The sequence below is a fragment of the Shimazuella kribbensis DSM 45090 genome, assembly GCF_000428065.1.
Taxonomy (GTDB): Bacteria; Bacillota; Bacilli; order Thermoactinomycetales; family Thermoactinomycetaceae; genus Shimazuella; species Shimazuella kribbensis.
Genome location: NZ_ATZF01000011.1, coordinates 12,208 through 31,818 on the forward strand (window position 1 = coordinate 12,208; position 19,611 = coordinate 31,818).

A 19,611-nucleotide genomic window follows, 5' to 3' on the forward strand; every position below is an offset into this window, starting at 1 on the left:
CAAGAGTTGGAGGGTTGATCAGCCATGCTAAAAGTAATAGGTGTCCGCTTTAAAGAAGCGGGTAAGATATACTTCTTTAACCCTGATGAGTTACAGATGGAGCGTAATTCATCTGTAATTGTAGAAACTGTCAGAGGGGTCGAGTTTGGAAAAGTAGTTTGGGGTGTTCGCTATGTAGAGGAAGATGAAGTAGTTCTTCCTTTAAAACGTGTTATTCGTCTAGCAACAGCAGATGATACCCATAAACAGCAATCCAATCAAACTGCTGCAGCCGAAGCGTTGCAAATATGCTCAGAAAAGGTGAAAGAGCATCAACTAGAGATGAAATTAGTTGATGCAGAGTATACCTTTGACCGCAATAAATTAATATTTTATTTTACCGCAGATGGTCGTGTTGATTTTCGAGAGTTAGTTCGTGATTTGGCAGCGGTTTTCCGAACACGAATAGAGCTTAGACAGATCGGAGTTCGAGATGAGGCAAAAATGTTAGGCGGGATTGGTCCCTGTGGGCGCGTTCTTTGTTGTTCTTCTTTTTTAGGTGATTTTGAGCCTGTATCGATAAAAATGGCGAAAGATCAAAATCTTTCTCTCAATCCAACCAAAATCTCTGGATTATGCGGACGATTGATGTGTTGTTTGAAATATGAGAATGATAATTATGAGGAAACGAAGGATACATTACCAGATATTGGTGATGCGGTGTTTACTCCAGAAGGACTTGGTCAAGTGATGCTCCTCGATTTGATAGAAAGAAGAGTAAAAGTTCAGCTGGAAGCTACAGGAACCATGGTAGAACACTCGCTAGATGAAGTTACTGTTGAAGCGTGAGCTTCTATTGCCCCCTACGAGCTAGTTTGTAAGAGAAAAGGATGAAATGCTTGTCCTTTGGAAGAAGGTGGGGTGGAGATTTGGATAAACAAGCCATTTTTAAACGTGTTGCGCAAGTAGAGGAACAGATCGGTGAATTATACAAAGAGTTGGGTGGTTTGAAATCGGAAATTGTACAGCTCATGGAAGAAAATACACGTCTCACCCTCGAAAACGACCAACTACGTAAGTTACAACAAGAAGTTTCCCATGAAAATGCTTCAACTTTCGTAGATGAAGCGGGCCAAACAACTCTACACCAAAGTATCGGAAATCATCATTTGATGAATCTGTATGATGAAGGATTTCATATATGTAATGTACACTATGGTCGGATGCGTACAGATGGTAATTGTTTATTTTGTATCGCTTTCCTTGATAAGACCAAAGAAGATTAAAACGCCGGCATGCCGGCGTTTTTCTTTCGAAAGGGAAGATTTATGTACACGGTTTATATATTAGAATGCCAAGATGGAACATACTATACAGGCATTACCAATAGACTAAATACCCGGTTGAAACAGCATCAATTAGGCAAAGCTTCGAAATATACACGTGCACGTCTTCCCGTGCGATTGGTGTACCAAGAAGCAGCAATCGATAAATCACATGCACTAAAAAGAGAAATCGAAGTGAAATCGTGGCCAAGAACAAAAAAGCAAAAGTTAATCGATACTTATGTGGGAGAACCAGTAGATGAATAGACAAAAGAGTTTTGCAAATGACCACCTTGAGACAGGCAAATTATATATAGTGGGAACACCCATTGGAAATTTAAATGAAATGAGCCCAAGGGCAGTCCAGACGCTAAAAGAGGTAGATCTGATTGCTGCGGAAGATACTCGACATACACGCAAACTGCTTTCTTATTTCAATTTTTCTACTCCACTAACCAGTTTTCATGAACATAATCAAGAAAGCAAAAAAAGGGAAATCGTTGAACAGCTATTAGCCGGCAAATCGGTAGCTGTTGTGAGTGATGCAGGTATGCCAGCTATTTCGGACCCGGGAGAAGTATTAGTCGATGCAGCACTACAAGCTGGCATATCCGTTATTCCTGTATCAGGGCCGAATGCTGCCCTAAACGCGTTGGTAGCTTCTGGCATCGCTGCACAACCTTTTACGTTTATTGGCTTTCTTCCTCGTCAGAAAAAGGAACGAAAGAAAGAGTTAGAAAAATGGGCGAAGATCCCGACGACCCTTATCTTCTATGAAGCGCCTCATCGTGTAAAACAGATGTTGCAAGATAGCTTTGCAATACTTGGGAATCGACAGATTGCTATTGCTAGAGAATTAACCAAAAAGCATGAAGAATGGCTTCGAGGGACGATTGAAGAAGTTTTGACCTATGTCCAGCAGACAGAGGCATTAGGAGAGTATTGTGTTGTGATCGAAGGAGCTTCTGAAGATACGAAGGAAGAACAAACCAATTGGTGGGATGAGTTAACCATTATCCAACACGTCGAACACTACATAACAGATGGAATGGATAAAAAAGCAGCAATTCGTCAAGTAGCAGACGATCGGGAAATACCAAAAAGAGAAGTTTATCAGATTTATCATGAGCATTGATCTGTATAGAGGAAACTTGCAGTAAAACTGCCTGAGGAAAAGGGAGAAAACGAGATTACAATGACCATGAAGTTTTTGGAAAAATAAAGTTCTGATAGCTTACATTTATTGTGGGATTTGATACAATAACTTCAGACACAGACCATCCACGTTCTCCATGGAGGAACCATGCAGGAGATGTCCTACACTCGATCCTGTCGAGTCTCAGAAGAAGTCCGCAAGCGAGCATATTTCTGCTTGGCCGTACTGGTCAAGCTCAACAGCGAGGAACGGTACTTCCATCTGCTGGAGGAAGCGATCAACGAATTCCTCTCTGAGGTAGTGAAGAGTTGTTGGAGTTCCTTCAACAACTCGTTCGACTGCTGGGAGATGGAGAACTCCATCACTACTGCCTTGGATGATTGGCAGAGGTTGCTCGAAAGCGTCGAGACTGTCGATGAATCCCAGAGGTGGAAGTACATCGAGTGTGGCCAGCAGTACGCGATCCTTTGTCTCCGTCCCCTCAAGGAGGACATGGATGACAGGCGCCGTCTTCGTGATCTCCTCCGCAGCATGACTCTCGCTGCGTAGAACGTGGGCCCCTCGGATCTGGGAGAGCACTTCTCCCCGATTCGAGGCCACGCAAATATTTCATATTTTAATAGAAGAAAACCGAGCATAATCGCTCGGTTTTCGTATGTGTTTCTGTGTTGCAATATGTTATGTTTGATAGGAGAAATTACTCAGCAGTTACTTTGTTTCCATTGATCAATTCGTACATTTCTTCGATACACTTGCGGCTTACTACTTTATTTTTATAACGAACTGTTTCATCCACTTCGCCAGTGAAGATACAAGCTGGTTCATATTTTTTCAATACGATGCGCTCGCCATCTACATAGATTTCAAGAGCGTCTTTTTCACCAATACCTAAAGTTCGACGCAATTCGATAGGAATCACCACTCGACCTAATTCGTCCACTTTACGTACAATACCTGTAGATTTCAACATACTTGATTTCTCCTCTCAATTCTGATCTTTGGAGTTATTTTTTTCTCTTTATAATTGCCGTCAAATTTCGACATCATTTAATTCTTCCTCATCATACCAGCGATTCCCAAACCAGTCAATATAACAATAGGGTAATTATAGAAAATTTCTTGAAGAATGTTGGAAACTTGTTAGGAAAAGGAGAGAGCCATGTTACCAGTATCAGTAGAGCTTAAAAATAAGTTAAAACAAGTGAATGAATCGTTAAGAAAGCAGTATCCAAGTACGAATTATCAGCCTTACGAGATTCGACAAAAATTGCAAGAGGCAGGGAAGTTTCATCGATTTGACAAATTTCAAAAAAATGAATTAAACCATTTACTAGGAGATAAGAGTATCGTTGGTGTGGATGGATCTGTAAATTCTACCAAAGGTACGGAAAAGAGAGTGTTATCTGTTTTCCAAGCATTGGCAAAAGCGACGAGAGGTGGAGAAAAATGGGCTGCTGATGTCTATACGCCGCTTTTAGAAGAAGAAATGGAAAAAGAGCAAGAACCTGCGCGTCATGCAAGAAAAAGAGGTACACTTCTCTCCAATCTAGAGATGGAAGTTGCAATTCAAGCAATGAGAGAGTGGAAACCGAAGGCGATGTTGATGGATGGTTCCCTCTTGCACTACCATATAGATGATATGGGAAAATGGGAGACAGTGCAGCGTGTTGCTTTGGAAGAGAACGTAAGTGTGATAGGAATCGCTGAAGAAATGGGAACGAGTACTCTAGTCAATGAACTATTTCCATCTTATAGAGGCTGGACAGACCGAGATCTACTCTATGGAGTATTAGAGGTAGGAGAAGCTTTTTTATTGGATGAGCGATATTTTGGCGGGAAGATGTGGAGAGCAGTTTTTCGACCATCGGATAGTCCTGTTCCAGTAGGATTAGATGGCATTATTGGCCAGCTTGATGATCAATTGGATTTGATTCGTTTGGTTTATAGCTTAACCCCTCAGCAAGGAAGAGGGATACCTTATTGGCTGGATATTGTGGACAACCAAGTGAGGGTAACCAATGCTCTCGTTCAAACCATGGTGGAAGAATACATCGATGAAGATTTACGAAGACGGTTATTGGTTACAAAGAGAGATGAGAGAATTATTTAGTAGGGAGAGAAATTCATGCAAGTAGTTGGGGTTACGACGCAACAAGAAGTATATATTGTTTCTCGTGAACGCAAGTTTTGTATCAATGAATTTTTGGTCATGGTAGATGATCATTTGGGAGATCCAATAGGTGAAGTAGTAGAGACACTATCCTATAACCGGTTGATTCCAATGGGACTCGATAAATCGATCGTAGACGCTCAAGTTTTGCAGACATTGCAACAGATTGGCTATGATGTGGAATCAGAAGAGATCAATCTAGCAAAAGTTCGTCTGTTAGAAGAGGCAATCCATCCGATTCGTACAGGCTCGATGGTACGCTTGCCGCATTTTGAAGAAGTACGTCACCTACTCATTAAAACAACGCCAGAAGAAGGAATGGTACTTGGAGAAATCAGAGGTACAGATTCACTTATCCCTTCCATGACAGAGGATTTGCACGATCAAGTGGTGATGATGGAGCAAGGTGAGTTAAGGCCGCAACATGGAGTGCCTTTCTTATTTGATATTCGAACAATGCAGCAGTATCCACATATGGGGATTTTCGGAGGATCAGGTTCGGGAAAGTCATTTGGTCTTCGGGTGATGCTGGAAGAATTGATGAAGCTTTCGATCCCTACACTCGTTTTTGATCCGCACTTTGAGATGGATTTTGCTGATTATTTACCAGAGTTAGAGAATAAAGCAGCACCTTTGCAGTCTCGATTTGTGCGGCTTGCCGTAGGGAAAGAGATCGGTATATCTTTTGAAGAACTGACAACAAATGATCTGATCAATCTTTTACGTACCGTTGGGGATCAGTTTTCGGAAGCGATGACGAATGTTGTGCAGATGTTACATAAGCAAAAGGATTCGTATACTTCTTTTAGTGATCGAATCTCGAATCTAGTAGAAGCGTTGGAAGAAGGAAATGCTTTTGATCGTTCAAGTAAACGAGATAGTATATCCTACGCAGAAGGACAGCGAGCGATTGATCTTCAAGAGTTAAAGCGGAAATATGGGGATTTGCCTTTGGCTTCTATTAAAGGAGTACGCTGGCGACTAAATCGTTTGGAGAGGGCAGGCCTATTTCACCAAGATATCCATTCCGTAAAACGTGGCCTTGAACAAGGCAAATTGGTCGTTGTCCAAGGGCCTTCCTGGGTATTGCAAGTGTTTGCGAACTATGTGATAGGAAGCTTGTATCGCAGACGAAGAGAGTATAAAGATGCGAGGATGAATGGAGAAGAAGGGCAATTCTTCCCTCCCTTTGTGATTGTGACAGATGAAGCGCATAATTTTGCACCAAAGGCAATCGATTCACCAGCTAAAGCAATTATTAAAGAAATCGCCCAAGAGGGAAGAAAATATGGTGTATTTCTTGTACTTGCAACACAACGGCCAACTTTACTCGATGAGACAACCACTGCACAACTCAATACCAAATTTGTTTTTCGGACCGTAAGGGGAACCGATATTGCAACAATAAAAGAGGAAACAGACCTGACCCAAGAAGAAGGAAAAAGACTACCTTACTTGCGTTCAGGAGATACCTTTGTTTCTTCCGCAGCGTATGGAAGAACTTTATTTATCCGCATTCGATCTGCCTATACGAGAAGCCCTCATCTTCTCAATCCTTTTGATGAGCTACGCCAGTTGCAGGAGAGCAAAACAGAGGAATTGGTTGATTTACTAAAAGCAAAAATGCCGTTTTTTGATACGGATTTGGTAATGGTATTGGCCGATGTCAATCGGGAATTGGGTAAAAGTTGGGATGTAGAAAGATTGAAAGAAGAGTTACAAACACTTGGCAGGAGTATGCAGATTAAGATTAAGGAGACTCCATTTGCAACAAGATATGAGAAAGTGAAGTAATGCAGTGTAATGATAAAAGATAACGTTCAACATTACTCATCAACTGTGAGGTATGATGGAAGCCACGTATGAAATCGATGAAGCATGGGTTTGTGCTTGCGAGTTCAGGAGGAGCTGGTCTTCCTCTTGTGAAGTACATTGTACCGCTCCCTTTGGGGGGGCAGTTCTGCTTTCGCGAACGCATGAGTAATTGTTCCATTACTTGGAGCAGGCTGGTTCTTTAATCACAGAGCCAGTCCAAAGTAAAAGTCACACCTGTACCAAGATTTGTTTGGATACAGGTTTTTTTATTTGCAAAGAAAGGGTAGGCGCTTCCATATCTATTTTAGTCTTATTAAGCTTTTGACTTACTTTTATATAAATAGAGAATATTGTTTATAATAGTATGAATAGAGTAAAATATTGTAATATGAAATGATTATCTAAAATCGAGATTTGGTATTCTTTTTTCAGAATCTATCAATAAGATATGGAAAATTAAATAAGAAAAGGATGAATATAGTGGTAACAAAAAAGAGCCTTATTATTGCTGTAGTAGTCGTTTTTCTACTATTAATAGGTATTTATATAGGAATAACGATGTCCTCTTCGTCGGCAGATAAAAATGCTGGTACAGATAACATTTCAGAAAAAAATAATGTTTCCATTAGCAAAGATGACTACACCATGCAACGGGATTTATCGAAATATGAAAAGTTAGCAATGGAATACTTGCTGGAAGCAACTTCTCCAAATGCAAATACACAAAAACTGATGCAATTAGGTGGATGTGAGGAAGATGGTTGCGAATTAGTGAATAATTTTTATGATGTAAATGACAATATCACCGGGAAAGCTCCCGAATTTTTATCCAAAGCCGGAACGTATTATGTAGGTTCTGATATAAACAATCAAGTTCCAGAAGGGGAGTCAACACAAACATTGGTCTATGTGCTCGTTCCGCCTAAGAGCATGACAAGTATGGAAGACAAAGAGCCGCCGAATACATACGGTCATCAATACTACCCCCATTCCAATTTGGTTGTTTTTAATATATCTCTAAATAATGAGGGGAAATACAAGCTGAAAAACTATGATGCTTCTAGTGCTGCTGATTATGATAAATATTACGAGTATAACGATTTTACAAACTCGGAAATAGGACAACAAATTACAACCGAAGCAAATTTGAATTGGCGGGCAGTGAATGTACAATCGAAGACAAAGTATCAGTAATCGCTTCTAAATTTGGAGCACGACTAATTCTGCATTTTTGTGGAACCAGTCGCCCAAAATCAAGGGTTAACCGATATATCATGTGTAACCCCATCCGATTTGTTACGATGGGGTTATTTGCATACTTATGTGTCAACTATATAAATGTGATGTTTCTCATCAAATATGATAAGATAACCTCATTGTCTTTCTGTATATGTTTTATTTCGTTTATAAAATTAGTTATTTTTAAATATATTTTATTATTTATTTTATACATATAATATATAAAAACTCGAATGATTTTTTATATAAACCAGTACTTATCCATATCGATGAGTACACAGAGACATGGGGATTTCCTCCATACAATGGGGCGTGAAGATATGAATGTGTTAATTACTGGCGGTGCTGGTTTTATTGGTAGCAATCTTGTACAACATCTTTCCTTATTTACTCAGTACAAGCATATAGGAGTAGTAGATAATTTTGACCCTTTTTACCCAAGTGAAATGAAGATGAAACGGATACAAAAATGGGAAAAGATGCACAATATCCATTTCTACGAAGCGGATATTCGGGATGAATCGGAGATGGATGCGATCTTTCAAGCAAAAAATTGGGATACCATTATTCATCTTGCTGCCGTTCCATGTGCTCGTTCTTCCATTCAAGATCCTGCTTTATACAGTGATGTGAATGTTACAGGGACTGTACAGATGTTACAATTGGCAGCAGAGTATAAGGTCAAACGTTTTATTTTTGTTTCTTCTTCTTCTATTTATGGATCAGTAGACCAGCCATATCCTTTCCATGAGGATGAAATCGTCTCCATCCCTATCTCTCCCTATGCAACATCCAAGTGGGCAGCGGAAACCTATTGCCAAATGTTTTATCAATTATATGGTTTTGATATTACAGTCTTACGATTATTTACAACCTTTGGACCTGGACAGCGACCAGATATGGCCATGCATAAATTTGCAGAGCAGATACTAGCTGAAAAGCCTGTAACTGTATATGATCCAGAAAGCACAAGGGACTACACCTATATCAGTGATGTGGTTGAAGCTATACGAACGACCTTAGAATGGACAAACGGTTATCAAGTATATAATGTTGGTTCAGGTATATCGGTAGGTATTATGCAAATGTTGGATATCTTATCCAATGCACTTGGGATTCCACACAAAGTTAAGATATTAGGTGAACAAGAAGGCGAAGTTAAACATAAAGTAGCCGATATTCGTAAAATGGAGCAAACGATGGGTTTTCGTCCAAAAGTAAACTTCCATGAGGGGATGTTATTGTTTGCTAACTGGTTTTTAGAAGAGAACCCATCAAGATAGATTATAATAATTTTTTAAAAATCAATGGCTAATTATGGGTATTTTATAGCCTCTGCAATCTTATTATTTCAAATAACGACATGATTAAAAAACTTAGTTGCAGTCATCCTATTGATTAGGATGAGATCGTTCTACCATCTAAATAGAAGGTTAGGGAGTTTTTGAAAAAAAGATAAACCGACATCAAGAAGCTAGAAATTTACATTTTTTATATGGAGTAGAAAAAGAACCATTGTTAGAATTTTCTTTACACTGTTAATGGCTATATCTCTTTGTAATTCCCAAAACATAATATAGAAGCCAAATGGTTTTCATAAAATGATAGGAATGTTTCGCCAATCTGTCTTTAGAAATTTCCTGTCCTCCCGAACTCCGCGTGAACAATTAAGTCAGCCCATTCTGTCATGCTTACTTTTGAGTAAGTACCCTACTTTAAAGTGGGTTCTTAACATAATATTAAACCGATGCTAAGCTTGAGTTAACCAAATATTAGCCATTTAAGAGGAGGAAAGAACAATGAAAATTATTGTTTTTGGAGCGACGGGGAATACAGGAAAAAGAGTGTTGGCGCAAGGGATAAAAATGGGTCATGAAATGACCGCATTTGTGCGAAATTCTGAGAAGCTTTATGATCAACTAGGTGAGCATTCCGCACAGCATGTGAAGGTGATCGTGGACGATATTATGGACCCGGTCAGCGTTGGTGAGGCGCTCGCGTATCAAGACGCCGCTATTATTGCAGCCGGCCATGCGGGCCAGGGAGAAGAGTTTGTTCGTATCATCGATAACATTATAACCCAATGTGAATTCCAACCTAGTTTCTCTGGGCGGGTATGGATAATGGGAGGAGCTGGACTGCTGGATATTCCATACACCGATCTTATCGGCAACAATTTACCTGGCTTCCCGCCTGAGTATAAAAATCACAACCGGAATTTCGAACGGCTACAGCAGACTCAACTCGATTGGTCCATTATGTGTCCGGGAACAATGATTGATTCGATAGAGCATCCAGATCCGGTTCATCTGCATGTAACAACGGAAACCTTGCCCGTTCCGATTCCGGAGATGATCAAGGAATATTCCGAGGCAGATATAGCTCGTCACTTGTTCAGCCGATTTCAAGAGCTGGATGTTGCTTATGACGATGTCGCGAAATGTATGCTGGACCATATAGAGCTCGGAGGATCGTTTAAAAGAAAAAGGGTCGGTCTTGCCTATCAAAGCGATATTCTGGTGCACTGAGGAGAAGGGAGATAATCGGTTTGTTTGGATTACTGCTCGTTTTGCATATATTGGCTTCGATCGCCATAATTGGTCCAGCATTCGTGATTCCTATCATTCGAAGATCCGCTAGAACCGTCGGTCAGCTGCGCTTTGCTTTTGGTATAACGACCAAGCTTGCCATAATACCTAAAATTGGGCGGAGCTGTACTTATTATAACCGGGGTTTGGCTTATGATCATAACCAAGATGGGGTTATCTCAAATGTGGCTGAATGTATCCTTCCTTCATACTGTGGCGCTGGCATGAGATTTAGTAATCCAATAATACCGAACGCCAATAACATCAATCCAAATAAATAACGAATAACGGTTATAGATTTCTTCTTCATCCTATTCACTTCTTGTGTATTAACTATTGCTTGGTTTTTCTATGACATAAAATCTGGTGAAACACTTCTGCTAAAAATTTCCGCTTTATTTTCTATTTCTCCATTTGTGCGCCATGGAAGTAACGATACGATACAACTTGAATTTATTATCGCTTTTCCGATATAATAACGTGAAATGGATAAAATGTCCGCGATTGGGATGAGTACTTGTTGGAACCTATTGACAGAGAGCCGGATGAGGTGAAAGCCGGTATAGGTGAAGGAAGGAACATGGCCTAGGAGACGCTTCTCTGAATGTACAGTAGGAGGAGACGATTTACCCTCGTTATTGGGTACAAGAGGTGTGGAAGATTTCTTTTCTACATAAAGTTGGGTGGTACCACGTGAACAATCTCGTCCCTATTTTTAGGGGCGAGTTTTTATATTTTTCAAAGGAGATAATTGACATGAGCAAACCAAAAACGTTTTATATTACGACTCCTATCTATTATCCAAGTGACAAATTGCATATCGGTCATGCGTATACAACCGTAGCAGGGGACACCATGGCTCGCTATAAAAGGCTTCGTAGATATGATGTGATGTACTTGACAGGAACCGATGAGCATGGCCAAAAAATCCAGAAAAAAGCACAAGAAGCTGGAAAAACACCTCAGCAATTCGTGGATGATATCGTAGTAGGGATCAAAGAGCTATGGAACAAACTAGATATATCTTACAATGACTTCATTCGTACGACAGAAGATCGCCATAAAGTGATTGTACAGAAAATTTTCACCCAGTTACTCGAACAAGGAGATATTTACCTTGGAGAATACGAGGGATGGTACTGCATTCCGTGCGAGGCGTTTTTCACAGATCGTCAAGTCGTAGACGGCAAATGTCCCGATTGTGGTCGGCCTGTGGACCGTATCAAAGAAGAAAGTTATTTCTTTCGTATGAGTAATTATGTGGATCGTCTGCTTAAACATTACGAGGAGAATCCAGATTTTATCGAACCTGTTTCACGTAAAAATGAAATGATCGAAAACTTTATTAAACCGGGTCTCGAAGATCTTAGTATTACTCGAACGACATTTGACTGGGGCGTACCTGTTCCTGGAAATCCAAAGCATGTAGTCTATGTTTGGCTTGATGCGCTTGCGAACTATATTACTGCACTGGGTTATGGTACAGATGATACGACCAAGTATGAAAAATATTGGCCGGCAGATGTGCACTTGATTGGGAAAGAGATTGTTCGTTTTCATACGATTTATTGGCCTATATTCTTGATGGCACTTGATCTGCCATTGCCAAAAAAGGTATTCGGACATGGATTTTTCCTCGTAAAAGGCGAAAAAATGTCCAAGTCAAAAGGCAATGTGATCGATCCTGTACCATTGATTGAACACTTTGGACTTGATGCTGTCCGGTATTACATGCTTCGTGAAGTTCCATTTGGTAGTGACGGGATTTTCACACCTGAAGCGTTTGTAGAACGTATTAATGCTGACTTAGCGAATGATTTAGGCAATTTGTTGCACCGGACTTTGACCATGGTAGAGAAATATTTTGATGGAGTTATTCCTACTTATGTTCCAAATGCTTCTGAACACGATCAGGCATTTGTATCGTTTGTATCCGATGTTGTATCCAAAGTGGAAGAATCGATGGAGAAAATGCAGTTCTCAGTTGCTTTGACGCAGATATGGGAGTTGGTTCGTGCAGGGAACAAATATATTGAAGCAACCACTCCTTGGAATTTGGCAAAAGCTGAAGAAACCCGTGAGACACTTGGTTCTGTACTCTATCACTTATTAGAAGGTCTCAGAGTGGTCAGTATTATGATTCAACCCTTTATGACAAGAGCGCCGCAGGCGATGTTCCGTCAATTGCAATTAAAAGAAGAAGAAATCCAATGGGATACGATTCATCAGTTTGGTATTACCCAGTCGGGCAAAAAAGTAAATAAGGAAAAACCAATTTTCCCTCGTTTGGAAGTAGAGAAAGAACTTACTGCTATAGCGGAGTTGATGGATCAAGCTGCCAAGCGACGCGAAGAACCATCCGAAAAAGCAGAAGAAGCAAATGAGGAAAAAGCAGCAAAAGAGGAAGAGTATATATCGATCGATGATTTTGCAAAAGTAGAACTTACCGTAGCAGAAATCACTGCTGTTTCTCCTGTCAAAGGTGCAGATCGTTTGTTACAGTTGCAGTTAGATCTCGGTTATGAGCAACGACAAGTTGTCTCGGGCATAGCAGAACATTATTCAGAAGAACAGCTACTAGGACAAAAAGTAATTGCTGTTACAAACTTGGCACCTGTCACCCTTCGGGGAGTTCGATCAGAAGGAATGATTCTAGCGGCAAAAAAAGGAAAGAAGCTAGTTTTATCCACTGTATCGGATGACATTCCCAATGGAACACGGGTGAAATAATCGCTTGAAATATGCTATGATGGGTCCAATCCACTCATTTTCAATAAAGTGAATGAATTAAGTTTAAAGGACGTGACCAGATGTCGACTGCCAAGGGCTCTGTAAAAAGCTCAATCATTGAGTGGGGAGTAGCGGTAATCTCTGCGTTATTGATTGCGGTAGTAATTCGCTATTTTCTTTTTGCGCCTTATGAAGTAAATGGAACTTCCATGTATCCTACTCTAGACGGCAATGAGCTATTGATCGTAAATAAATTTATTTATGATGTGAGCAAGCCAAATTATGGGGATATTGTTGTTTTTCATACAGATGAACATCGGGATTTCATCAAGCGTGTCATTGGTATACCCGGAGATAAGATTGAAGTAAAGAATGGACATGTATTTCGTAACAATAAACAATTAAAGGAATCCTATCTAGCAGAGGAAATGATAGGTGACTTTGCCCCCGTTGTAGTGCAGGAAGGTCATTTGTTTGTTTTAGGAGATAATCGCAACAATAGCAAAGATAGTCGTATCATAGGTGCTGTAGATGATAGTGCCATTGTTGGTCGGGCAGACGTTGTCGTGATGCCTTTTAAAGAGTTTCGGTTGTTAAATAAATAGATAAGTGAAGTAGTTAGGGGTAAAAGGCATGTTATTTGAAACGCATACTCATCTCAACGCAGAGCAATTTGATGAAGATCGTGAAGAGGTAATCAAGCGCACTACTGATGCAGGTGTTTCTTATATTTTAAACATTGGTTACAATCGGGAAACGATCCCAAGTTCGATCCAATTAGCTGAAACATACCCTTTCTTCTATACTTCTGTAGGATGGCATCCCCAAGATGCCATTTCTTGTACCGAAGAAGATTTGGTTTGGCTTCGAACGCTTGCCTCACATGCAAAAGTGGTTGCTATTGGTGAGATTGGATTAGATTATTACTGGGATACTTCTCCAAAAGGTATACAGCACGATATTTTCCGGAAACAGATCCGCTTGGCCAAAGAAGTGAACTTGCCGATTATTATTCATAACCGAGATGCAGATGAAGATGTTATTCGTATCTTAAAAGAAGAAAATGCTGAAGAAATTGGTGGAGTGATGCATTGTTTTTCTGGAGATATAGTGTTAATGGAGCAATGTATCTCTCTTAATTTTTCCATTGGTATTGGTGGTCCTGTTACCTTTAAAAATAGACCAGTATTAAAAGAAGTAGCAAAAGTTGTTCCCCTAGATCGGCTTTTACTCGAAACGGATTCTCCGTATCTTGCACCACATCCGTTCCGAGGAAAACGCAATGAATCGTCGTATGTTCGTTTGGTTGCAGAAGAAATTGCCAGACTTCGGGAGATGCCTTTAGAAGAACTGGCACATATTACAACACAAAATGCTAAAAAACTGTTTGAAATTAAATAGATAGGGTAAAGATTATGCGGAAGGTGAAAGAAATTATTGTTGTTGAAGGAAAAAATGATACATTAGCTATCAAACGAGCGGTAGATGCAGATACAATCGAAACAAGAGGTTCGGCAATTCCAAACCATGTGTTGGACGAGCTTCGACGGGCTCAAGGAGTTCGTGGGGTGATTGTATTTACAGATCCAGATCATGCTGGTGAACGGATTAGACGGATTATTTCCCGAGAAATACCAGATGTAAAACATGCATTTATCGAAAAAGAACTTGCTTTTGTAAAGAAAAAAATAGGCGTTGAACATGCACATCCTTCTGATATTGTTAGAGCGTTAGAAAATGTTCGTACGATGGAAGAGGAAGTTGATCCTTGGCTAACTTGGCAGGAATATCTTTCATTTGAGTTGGTAGGGTATCCTCATTCCAAGCAATTGCGCGAGCAATTAGCAAAAGAGTTAGCGATTGGGTATGCAAATGCGAAACAATTTTATCAGAGGTTGCAAACTTTACGGGTAAGTAGGGAAGAATGTGAACATGCACTCCTGAACATTAAAGGTGGTTGGTCATGAGTTTTGGTATCTCATCAAAAACACGGAAACTATTAAAGCAGCATAATATAGTACTAAAAAAGAGCTTAGGGCAAAATTTTTTGACGGATGCTCATGTACTACAACAAATTATAGATGCTGCTGATCTTGATGAGCAAGCAGGTGTGATCGAAATTGGACCTGGTTTAGGCGCTCTGACAGAAGGACTTGCGAAGTCGGCGAAAAAGGTAGTCGCCATCGAGTTAGATAATAGACTCATACCCATTTTACAAGATCTTTTTCAAGACCAATCCAATGTAGAAATTGTACATGCTGATGCGTTAAAACTCGATTTTGCACAGCTTATCTCCGATAAATTTTCATCTTGTTCAAAGGTGCACGTAGTGGCAAATTTACCTTACTATGTAACCTCACCTATTTTAGTAAAATTGTTAGAATCAAAGTTATCGCTAAGTAACATCGTAGTGATGATTCAAAAAGAAGTAGCAGAACGCATTCTTGCAAGCCCAGGTTCGAAAACCTATGGCTCACTCAGTGTCTTTGCACAATATTTTAGTGAGCCAAGCAAAGTGGTGCAAGTACCAGCACATGTTTTTGTGCCACGGCCACAAGTGGACTCGATGGTGATACGCTTATCCATGTTACCGCAGTCCCCTGTGCCAGTGGATGACGAAGCTTTTTTCTTTCAGGTAGTGAGGGCTTCCTTTGCTAAAAGACGCAAAACGTTGCTCAATTCTTTGAGTAGTTCGTTGCCTTTTCCTATCGAAAAAACACAACTGGAAGAGTTGATCCGCAGCATAGGGATTGACCCTAGCTGTCGAGGTGAAATGTTGTCAATCGAGTCTTTTGCACAGTTATCCAATGTTTTGCTTCAGGTGAAAAATGGAGTGACTACCAAACAACCGTAACAATCTTAAGTCAGATGTTGTCGTGACTGCAATCTCCATGCCAAAACAACTTGGAGGGTGATAAAATGGTGTTTTTTCATCCAAGAAAAGGTAAGTACAGTATGGATATGATGATAAGAGAAATCAAGGATTATCTAGAAGCAGATCGCAATAGAGACTACAAAATTATGATTGGTACAGATTCTCAGACAAGAACAAGTCAGACATTGTTTGTCACTGCAATTATTATCCAACGTATCGGGAAAGGTGCGCTATTTTTTTACACGCGTAAGTCGCATCCAGCAATGAATGATTTAAGGTATCGGATTTATCGTGAGACGGAGTACAGTCTTCATTGTGTAGACGTATTGAAGGAAAGTGGCTTTTTCCGTTTAGCAGAAAATATCCCCATGGAAATTCATCTCGATGTTGGTCAACGCGGAGAGACGAGAAAAGTAATCCAGGAAGTGGTTGGATGGGTTACGGCTGTAGGTTACGAAGCAAAAATAAAACCGGAATCGGTAGCAGCTAGTGCTGTTGCAGATCGATTTACGAAATAAAAAATTGATTGACAAATCCTTTGTACCATTGCTATAATACTACATTTGACTTTTGCTTTCTCATGTTATATAATCTTCTATGAGTGAAGTGAGGTGGTCGTAGACAATGGGCAAAAACGCACTATCAGAAATCAAACTAAAGTTAGATGGCTATATCGGACAGAAAATCCACCTAAAGGCCAACAGCGGACGCCGCAAGACCATTGAACGGACAGGTATCTTAGAAGAGACATACCCTTCTGTCTTTATTGTGAAACTGGACGAGGATCAACATTCTTTTAAGCGTGTTTCCTACAGTTATGCAGATATTTTGACAGAGTCGGTAGAACTCACCGTTTATCAACCCGATAATGAACAGGTTCAAGTAAAATACATCAAGGCAACATAAACAAGGAGATCCTTTGGGATGTCCTTTTTCTTTTGTTCTCATGGTAAGAAAATACTTGAGCAAAATCCGAAACCCACCGTAACCGTGGGAACGATCGATACTATGTGTATCGCTAGAAAGGTTCCTTACATGGGATTCCAAATACCGTTGTCCTCTTCTGCTGATTAAAGGAGAAATTTGGTGATCTGAAGTTCCTTTGGGTGTTTCTGAGAGTAATAATGAACAACCTTTTACATACTAAACATACCCTGCAATACTTGAGGAGGCGATGGTCAATGGCACGTCGTGGTGTGATGTCTGAAGCCTTTAAAGTGGAATTAGCCAAGGAGCTTGGTTTTTACGATGTCGTACAGCAAGAAGGTTGGGGTGGAATAAAAGCCCGTGATGCTGGAAATATGGTAAAAAGAGCTATTCAATTAGCGGAAGAGCAGTTGGCGAAACAACAAAAAGCAGGGGAATAATGAAAAAGCCAAGGATATCCTTGGCTTTTTTATATAGAAACGAAAGTACAAAGTTCCGAACCTCGTTCTGTAATCAGTTAGTTTTCATATTGGTACAGATTCCCTCTCGTGGTACAATAGGAAAATAAAACTGGACCGGACATGCATCAGGGGTTCCCAGAATTGCTTTGGGATGTTACGAGAGGAGTATGATTTTTGTTTATTTCTGAGAAAGCGCCAGCGAAAATAAATCTAACTTTAGACGCGCTATATAAACGAACAGATGGCTATCATGAATTGGAAATGGTGATGACTTCCGTTGATTTAGCCGATCGGATCGATTTACTTGCTATTCCTACATCCGCTATCTTGCTTGAATCGAGTTCTGGTTTAGTGCCACAAGACGATAAAAATCTCGCTTATATGGCTGCTAGTTTGTTGCGCAAAAAAATGGGGATTAGACGGGGAGTAGCAATTAAAATAGATAAAAAAGTACCTGTTGCCGCTGGACTGGCTGGAGGAAGTAGTGATGCAGCTGCCACTTTGCGTGGTCTAAATCGCTTATGGGGGCTAGGGCTTAGTTTACGCGAACTTGCCGAAATCGGGGCGGAGATTGGTTCTGATGTCCCTTATTGTATTTATGGGAATACGGCACTAGCAAAAGGAAGAGGGGAAAAACTGCAAGTGTTACCAGCCCCTCCTTCTTGTTGGGTTGTATTGGCCAAACCACCTCAAGGTGTTTCAACTGCCGATGTATTTGGCGAATTGCGAGTAAACAAAGTAAAAGGTAGACCCAGAACAAAAGAAATGATTGATGCTCTGTATCGTCAAGACTATTTGGCGATAACTCGTTTGATGGGTAATGTACTAGAACCAATCACGATGAACATGGAGCCGGATGTTCGGAAATTGAAAGAAAAGATGTACCAGTTTGGTGCAGATGGTGTGCTGATGTCAGGGAGTGGACCAACCGTGTTTGCCCTTGTAGATCGAGAGTCTAGAGCGAAAAGAATGGTTAACAGTTTAAAAGGTTTTTGCCCCCAAGTTTTCGCTGTTAGAATGCTGGGAAACTTGAATAAAACCAAACAAAATGCTATAGTTCAGGCATGATGTTCGGATTTTGGGGGATTGCTATGGAAAAATGGAAACGGAGTGCTCGCTTAGTAGATATGACGCAACAACTACTAAACGAACCTTATCGATTGATTCCGCTCACTTCATTTGCAAAGCGGTATCACGCAGCAAAATCTTCCATCAGTGAAGACTTAACCATTATTCAAGATGTACTACATGCGGAAGAAAGTGGTCAGTTGGAAACGATGGCTGGAGCTTCTGGCGGTGTTCGATATATGCCCCATATAGGGCCTAGAGAAACAAAACAAATTCTGGCAAATTTATGTGAGCGTTTGACGAATGCCGAACGTATTTTGCCAGGTGGTTTTTTATTTATGTCCGATTTATTAGGAGATCCTATTCTTTTGCACCATCTTGGACGTATTTGGGCTAGAATATTCGGCCGAAGCAAAATTGATGCCATTGTAACAGTGGAAACAAAAGGGATACCACTAGCTTATGCGGCAGCATTTCATTTGCGTAAACCTGTAGTTATTGTGCGTTATGATACTACCGTTACAGAAGGTTCCGTTGTAACCGTCAACACCGTATCTGGATCTAGTGGCAGAATGAAACAGCTATCTTTGGCACGGAGAAGCTTAGAAAAAGGATCAAGGGTATTGGTAGTGGATGATTATATGAAAGCGGGCGGAACGGCAAGAGGGATAATTGAATTACTACGTGAATTCGAGGCAGAGGTTGTAGGTGTTGGTGTTATGGTAGATTCAGTTGTTCCGGAAAAATTGGTAGATCAGTATGTTTCCTTGACTACTGTTACCGAAGTGGATGAAAAAGAGAAACGAATAAACGTAGATTTTGGAAATCTATTTGACCAAGGGGCGTATAAACAATGAAAGTCATACAAACAAATAAAGCACCGCAAGCAATAGGACCATATTCTCAAGCCGTTCAAGTCGGTAATTTTCTATTTACTTCTGGACAAATTCCACTTACTCCATCAGGAGAATTGGTAGTTGGAGATATTCAAGAGCAGACACACCAAGTACTAAAAAATATTACTGCTTTATTGGCTGAAGCAGATGCAAAATTGGAAGATGTAGTGAAGACGACGCTTTTTATTAAAAATATGGATGATTTTGTGGCGATAAATGAAGTATATGGTCAATATTTTGATACTCATAAACCTGCTCGTTCTACGGTGGAAGTGGCTCGTTTACCAAAAGATGCAGGTATTGAAATAGAAGTAATCGCTAATCTTTCTAAGTGAAAATAATTTTTTTGTCATAATTGGAAGGATTTTCAAGTGTTTCCGCG

Annotated in this window: 23 protein-coding genes, 1 pseudogene and 1 other annotated feature; of the genes and pseudogenes, 22 read left to right on the forward strand and 2 right to left on the reverse strand. The window is 40.2% G+C overall.

The features are described 5' to 3' along the window. Window positions 1–24: 24 nt before the first annotated feature. The 5 genes from A3GQ_RS0113925 (at window position 25) to A3GQ_RS27135 (ending at window position 3,009) form a co-directional block, all read left to right on the forward strand. On the forward strand, window positions 25–828 hold the full coding sequence (locus A3GQ_RS0113925) for a PSP1 domain-containing protein (RefSeq protein ID WP_028777569.1): 804 nt from the start codon (window positions 25–27) through the stop codon (window positions 826–828). A gap of 80 nt (window positions 829–908) precedes the next feature. Next, window positions 909–1,265: an initiation-control protein YabA gene (locus A3GQ_RS0113930; protein WP_028777570.1), complete on the forward strand. Its 357-nt coding sequence runs from the start codon at window positions 909–911 to the stop codon at window positions 1,263–1,265. Window positions 1,266–1,307: 42 nt separating this feature from the next. Beyond that, window positions 1,308–1,571, forward strand: coding sequence for a GIY-YIG nuclease family protein (locus A3GQ_RS0113935; RefSeq protein WP_028777571.1), 264 nt, complete (start codon window positions 1,308–1,310; stop codon window positions 1,569–1,571). Further along, on the forward strand, window positions 1,564–2,439 hold the full coding sequence (gene rsmI, locus A3GQ_RS0113940; RefSeq protein ID WP_028777572.1) for a 16S rRNA (cytidine(1402)-2'-O)-methyltransferase: 876 nt from the start codon (window positions 1,564–1,566) through the stop codon (window positions 2,437–2,439). The genes A3GQ_RS0113935 and rsmI overlap by 8 nt, the downstream gene beginning before the upstream one ends. 168 nt (window positions 2,440–2,607) lie before the next feature. Further along, window positions 2,608–3,009, forward strand: a complete 402-nt coding sequence (locus A3GQ_RS27135) for a hypothetical protein (RefSeq protein WP_156877729.1) — start codon at window positions 2,608–2,610, stop codon at window positions 3,007–3,009. 148 nt (window positions 3,010–3,157) lie between these two features. Here A3GQ_RS27135 and A3GQ_RS24465 read toward each other — a convergent pair whose 3' ends face one another. Next, complete coding sequence (locus A3GQ_RS24465) at window positions 3,158–3,430, reverse strand: AbrB/MazE/SpoVT family DNA-binding domain-containing protein (RefSeq protein WP_037465050.1); 273 nt, start codon at window positions 3,428–3,430, stop codon at window positions 3,158–3,160. A gap of 189 nt (window positions 3,431–3,619) precedes the next feature. Here A3GQ_RS24465 and A3GQ_RS0113960 point away from each other — a divergent pair, with 189 nt between their 5' ends. From A3GQ_RS0113960 to A3GQ_RS28075, 6 genes and pseudogenes are all read left to right on the forward strand, one after another. Further along, window positions 3,620–4,570, forward strand: coding sequence for a DNA double-strand break repair nuclease NurA (locus A3GQ_RS0113960; RefSeq protein ID WP_028777574.1), 951 nt, complete (start codon window positions 3,620–3,622; stop codon window positions 4,568–4,570). A 15-nt stretch (window positions 4,571–4,585) separates the two neighbouring features. Then, window positions 4,586–6,424: an ATP-binding protein gene (locus tag A3GQ_RS0113965; protein ID WP_028777575.1), complete on the forward strand. Its 1,839-nt coding sequence runs from the start codon at window positions 4,586–4,588 to the stop codon at window positions 6,422–6,424. Between the two features lie 501 nt (window positions 6,425–6,925). After that, a complete protein-coding gene (locus A3GQ_RS0113970; RefSeq protein WP_028777576.1) occupies window positions 6,926–7,639 on the forward strand; it encodes a hypothetical protein in 714 nt (237 codons plus the stop codon). 365 nt (window positions 7,640–8,004) lie between these two features. Next, complete coding sequence (locus tag A3GQ_RS24470; RefSeq protein ID WP_037465105.1) at window positions 8,005–8,967, forward strand: GDP-mannose 4,6-dehydratase; 963 nt, start codon at window positions 8,005–8,007, stop codon at window positions 8,965–8,967. A gap of 516 nt (window positions 8,968–9,483) precedes the next feature. After that, window positions 9,484–10,212, forward strand: a complete 729-nt coding sequence (locus tag A3GQ_RS0113980; RefSeq protein ID WP_028777577.1) for an NAD(P)-dependent oxidoreductase — start codon at window positions 9,484–9,486, stop codon at window positions 10,210–10,212. 14 nt (window positions 10,213–10,226) lie between these two features. Next, a pseudogene (locus A3GQ_RS28075) lies at window positions 10,227–10,479 on the forward strand (DUF2269 family protein); the annotation flags it as partial. On the opposite strand, the gene A3GQ_RS27140 reads toward A3GQ_RS28075, so the two are convergent. After that, window positions 10,430–10,582, reverse strand: a complete 153-nt coding sequence (locus A3GQ_RS27140) for a hypothetical protein (RefSeq protein WP_156877730.1) — start codon at window positions 10,580–10,582, stop codon at window positions 10,430–10,432. The pseudogene A3GQ_RS28075 and the gene A3GQ_RS27140 sit on opposite strands and share 50 nt — an antisense overlap. 181 nt (window positions 10,583–10,763) lie before the next feature. Continuing rightward, window positions 10,764–10,986 (forward strand) — a binding site (T-box leader). On the opposite strand from A3GQ_RS27140, the gene metG reads away from it, so the two are divergent. The 11 genes from metG (at window position 10,984) to A3GQ_RS0114045 (ending at window position 19,564) form a co-directional block, all read left to right on the forward strand. Beyond that, a complete protein-coding gene (metG, locus tag A3GQ_RS0113990; RefSeq protein ID WP_281170839.1) occupies window positions 10,984–13,002 on the forward strand; it encodes a methionine--tRNA ligase in 2,019 nt (672 codons plus the stop codon). (Overlaps the previous feature by 3 nt.) Before the next feature lie 80 nt (window positions 13,003–13,082). After that, the gene (gene lepB, locus A3GQ_RS0113995) at window positions 13,083–13,607 is read left to right on the forward strand and encodes a signal peptidase I (protein ID WP_028777579.1); all 525 of its coding nucleotides are present in this window, start codon (window positions 13,083–13,085) and stop codon (window positions 13,605–13,607) included. 28 nt (window positions 13,608–13,635) lie between these two features. Next, window positions 13,636–14,403, forward strand: coding sequence for a TatD family hydrolase (locus tag A3GQ_RS0114000; RefSeq protein WP_028777580.1), 768 nt, complete (start codon window positions 13,636–13,638; stop codon window positions 14,401–14,403). Window positions 14,404–14,417: 14 nt separating this feature from the next. Further along, window positions 14,418–14,969, forward strand: a complete 552-nt coding sequence (gene rnmV / locus A3GQ_RS0114005; RefSeq protein ID WP_037465052.1) for a ribonuclease M5 — start codon at window positions 14,418–14,420, stop codon at window positions 14,967–14,969. Further along, window positions 14,966–15,856, forward strand: coding sequence for a 16S rRNA (adenine(1518)-N(6)/adenine(1519)-N(6))-dimethyltransferase RsmA (gene rsmA, locus A3GQ_RS0114010; RefSeq protein ID WP_037465054.1), 891 nt, complete (start codon window positions 14,966–14,968; stop codon window positions 15,854–15,856). Before rnmV ends, rsmA begins: the two co-directional genes overlap by 4 nt. Window positions 15,857–15,921: 65 nt before the next feature. Beyond that, the gene (locus A3GQ_RS0114015) at window positions 15,922–16,395 is read left to right on the forward strand and encodes a ribonuclease H-like YkuK family protein (RefSeq protein WP_028777583.1); all 474 of its coding nucleotides are present in this window, start codon (window positions 15,922–15,924) and stop codon (window positions 16,393–16,395) included. A 106-nt stretch (window positions 16,396–16,501) separates the two neighbouring features. Beyond that, complete coding sequence (veg, locus tag A3GQ_RS0114020) at window positions 16,502–16,783, forward strand: biofilm formation stimulator Veg (RefSeq protein ID WP_028777584.1); 282 nt, start codon at window positions 16,502–16,504, stop codon at window positions 16,781–16,783. A 275-nt stretch (window positions 16,784–17,058) separates the two neighbouring features. Further along, the gene (locus A3GQ_RS0114030) at window positions 17,059–17,244 is read left to right on the forward strand and encodes a small, acid-soluble spore protein, alpha/beta type (RefSeq protein WP_028777585.1); all 186 of its coding nucleotides are present in this window, start codon (window positions 17,059–17,061) and stop codon (window positions 17,242–17,244) included. 195 nt (window positions 17,245–17,439) lie between these two features. Further along, window positions 17,440–18,333, forward strand: coding sequence for a 4-(cytidine 5'-diphospho)-2-C-methyl-D-erythritol kinase (gene ispE, locus A3GQ_RS0114035; protein ID WP_028777586.1), 894 nt, complete (start codon window positions 17,440–17,442; stop codon window positions 18,331–18,333). Window positions 18,334–18,356: 23 nt separating this feature from the next. After that, a complete protein-coding gene (gene purR, locus A3GQ_RS0114040; RefSeq protein ID WP_028777587.1) occupies window positions 18,357–19,190 on the forward strand; it encodes a pur operon repressor in 834 nt (277 codons plus the stop codon). Next, entirely contained in the window at window positions 19,187–19,564 is a 378-nt protein-coding gene (locus A3GQ_RS0114045) for a RidA family protein (protein WP_028777588.1), read from the forward strand. The genes purR and A3GQ_RS0114045 overlap by 4 nt, the downstream gene beginning before the upstream one ends. Window positions 19,565–19,611: the final 47 nt, after the last annotated feature.

Coding starts and splice junctions, on each gene's coding strand:
- A3GQ_RS0113925 (WP_028777569.1), top strand. CDS start 25: ATGCTAAAAGTAATAGGTGTCCGCTTTAAAGAAGCGGGTAAGATATAC.
- A3GQ_RS0113935 (WP_028777571.1), top strand. CDS start 1,308: ATGTACACGGTTTATATATTAGAATGCCAAGATGGAACATACTATACA.
- rsmI (WP_028777572.1), top strand. CDS start 1,564: ATGAATAGACAAAAGAGTTTTGCAAATGACCACCTTGAGACAGGCAAA.
- A3GQ_RS27135 (WP_156877729.1), top strand. CDS start 2,608: ATGCAGGAGATGTCCTACACTCGATCCTGTCGAGTCTCAGAAGAAGTC.
- A3GQ_RS24465 (WP_037465050.1), bottom strand. CDS start 3,430: ATGTTGAAATCTACAGGTATTGTACGTAAAGTGGACGAATTAGGTCGA.
- A3GQ_RS0113960 (WP_028777574.1), top strand. CDS start 3,620: ATGTTACCAGTATCAGTAGAGCTTAAAAATAAGTTAAAACAAGTGAAT.
- A3GQ_RS0113965 (WP_028777575.1), top strand. CDS start 4,586: ATGCAAGTAGTTGGGGTTACGACGCAACAAGAAGTATATATTGTTTCT.
- A3GQ_RS24470 (WP_037465105.1), top strand. CDS start 8,005: ATGAATGTGTTAATTACTGGCGGTGCTGGTTTTATTGGTAGCAATCTT.
- A3GQ_RS0113980 (WP_028777577.1), top strand. CDS start 9,484: ATGAAAATTATTGTTTTTGGAGCGACGGGGAATACAGGAAAAAGAGTG.
- A3GQ_RS27140 (WP_156877730.1), bottom strand. CDS start 10,582: ATGAAGAAGAAATCTATAACCGTTATTCGTTATTTATTTGGATTGATG.
- lepB (WP_028777579.1), top strand. CDS start 13,083: ATGTCGACTGCCAAGGGCTCTGTAAAAAGCTCAATCATTGAGTGGGGA.
- A3GQ_RS0114000 (WP_028777580.1), top strand. CDS start 13,636: ATGTTATTTGAAACGCATACTCATCTCAACGCAGAGCAATTTGATGAA.
- rnmV (WP_037465052.1), top strand. CDS start 14,418: ATGCGGAAGGTGAAAGAAATTATTGTTGTTGAAGGAAAAAATGATACA.
- rsmA (WP_037465054.1), top strand. CDS start 14,966: ATGAGTTTTGGTATCTCATCAAAAACACGGAAACTATTAAAGCAGCAT.
- A3GQ_RS0114015 (WP_028777583.1), top strand. CDS start 15,922: ATGGTGTTTTTTCATCCAAGAAAAGGTAAGTACAGTATGGATATGATG.
- veg (WP_028777584.1), top strand. CDS start 16,502: ATGGGCAAAAACGCACTATCAGAAATCAAACTAAAGTTAGATGGCTAT.
- A3GQ_RS0114030 (WP_028777585.1), top strand. CDS start 17,059: ATGGCACGTCGTGGTGTGATGTCTGAAGCCTTTAAAGTGGAATTAGCC.
- purR (WP_028777587.1), top strand. CDS start 18,357: ATGGAAAAATGGAAACGGAGTGCTCGCTTAGTAGATATGACGCAACAA.
- A3GQ_RS0114045 (WP_028777588.1), top strand. CDS start 19,187: ATGAAAGTCATACAAACAAATAAAGCACCGCAAGCAATAGGACCATAT.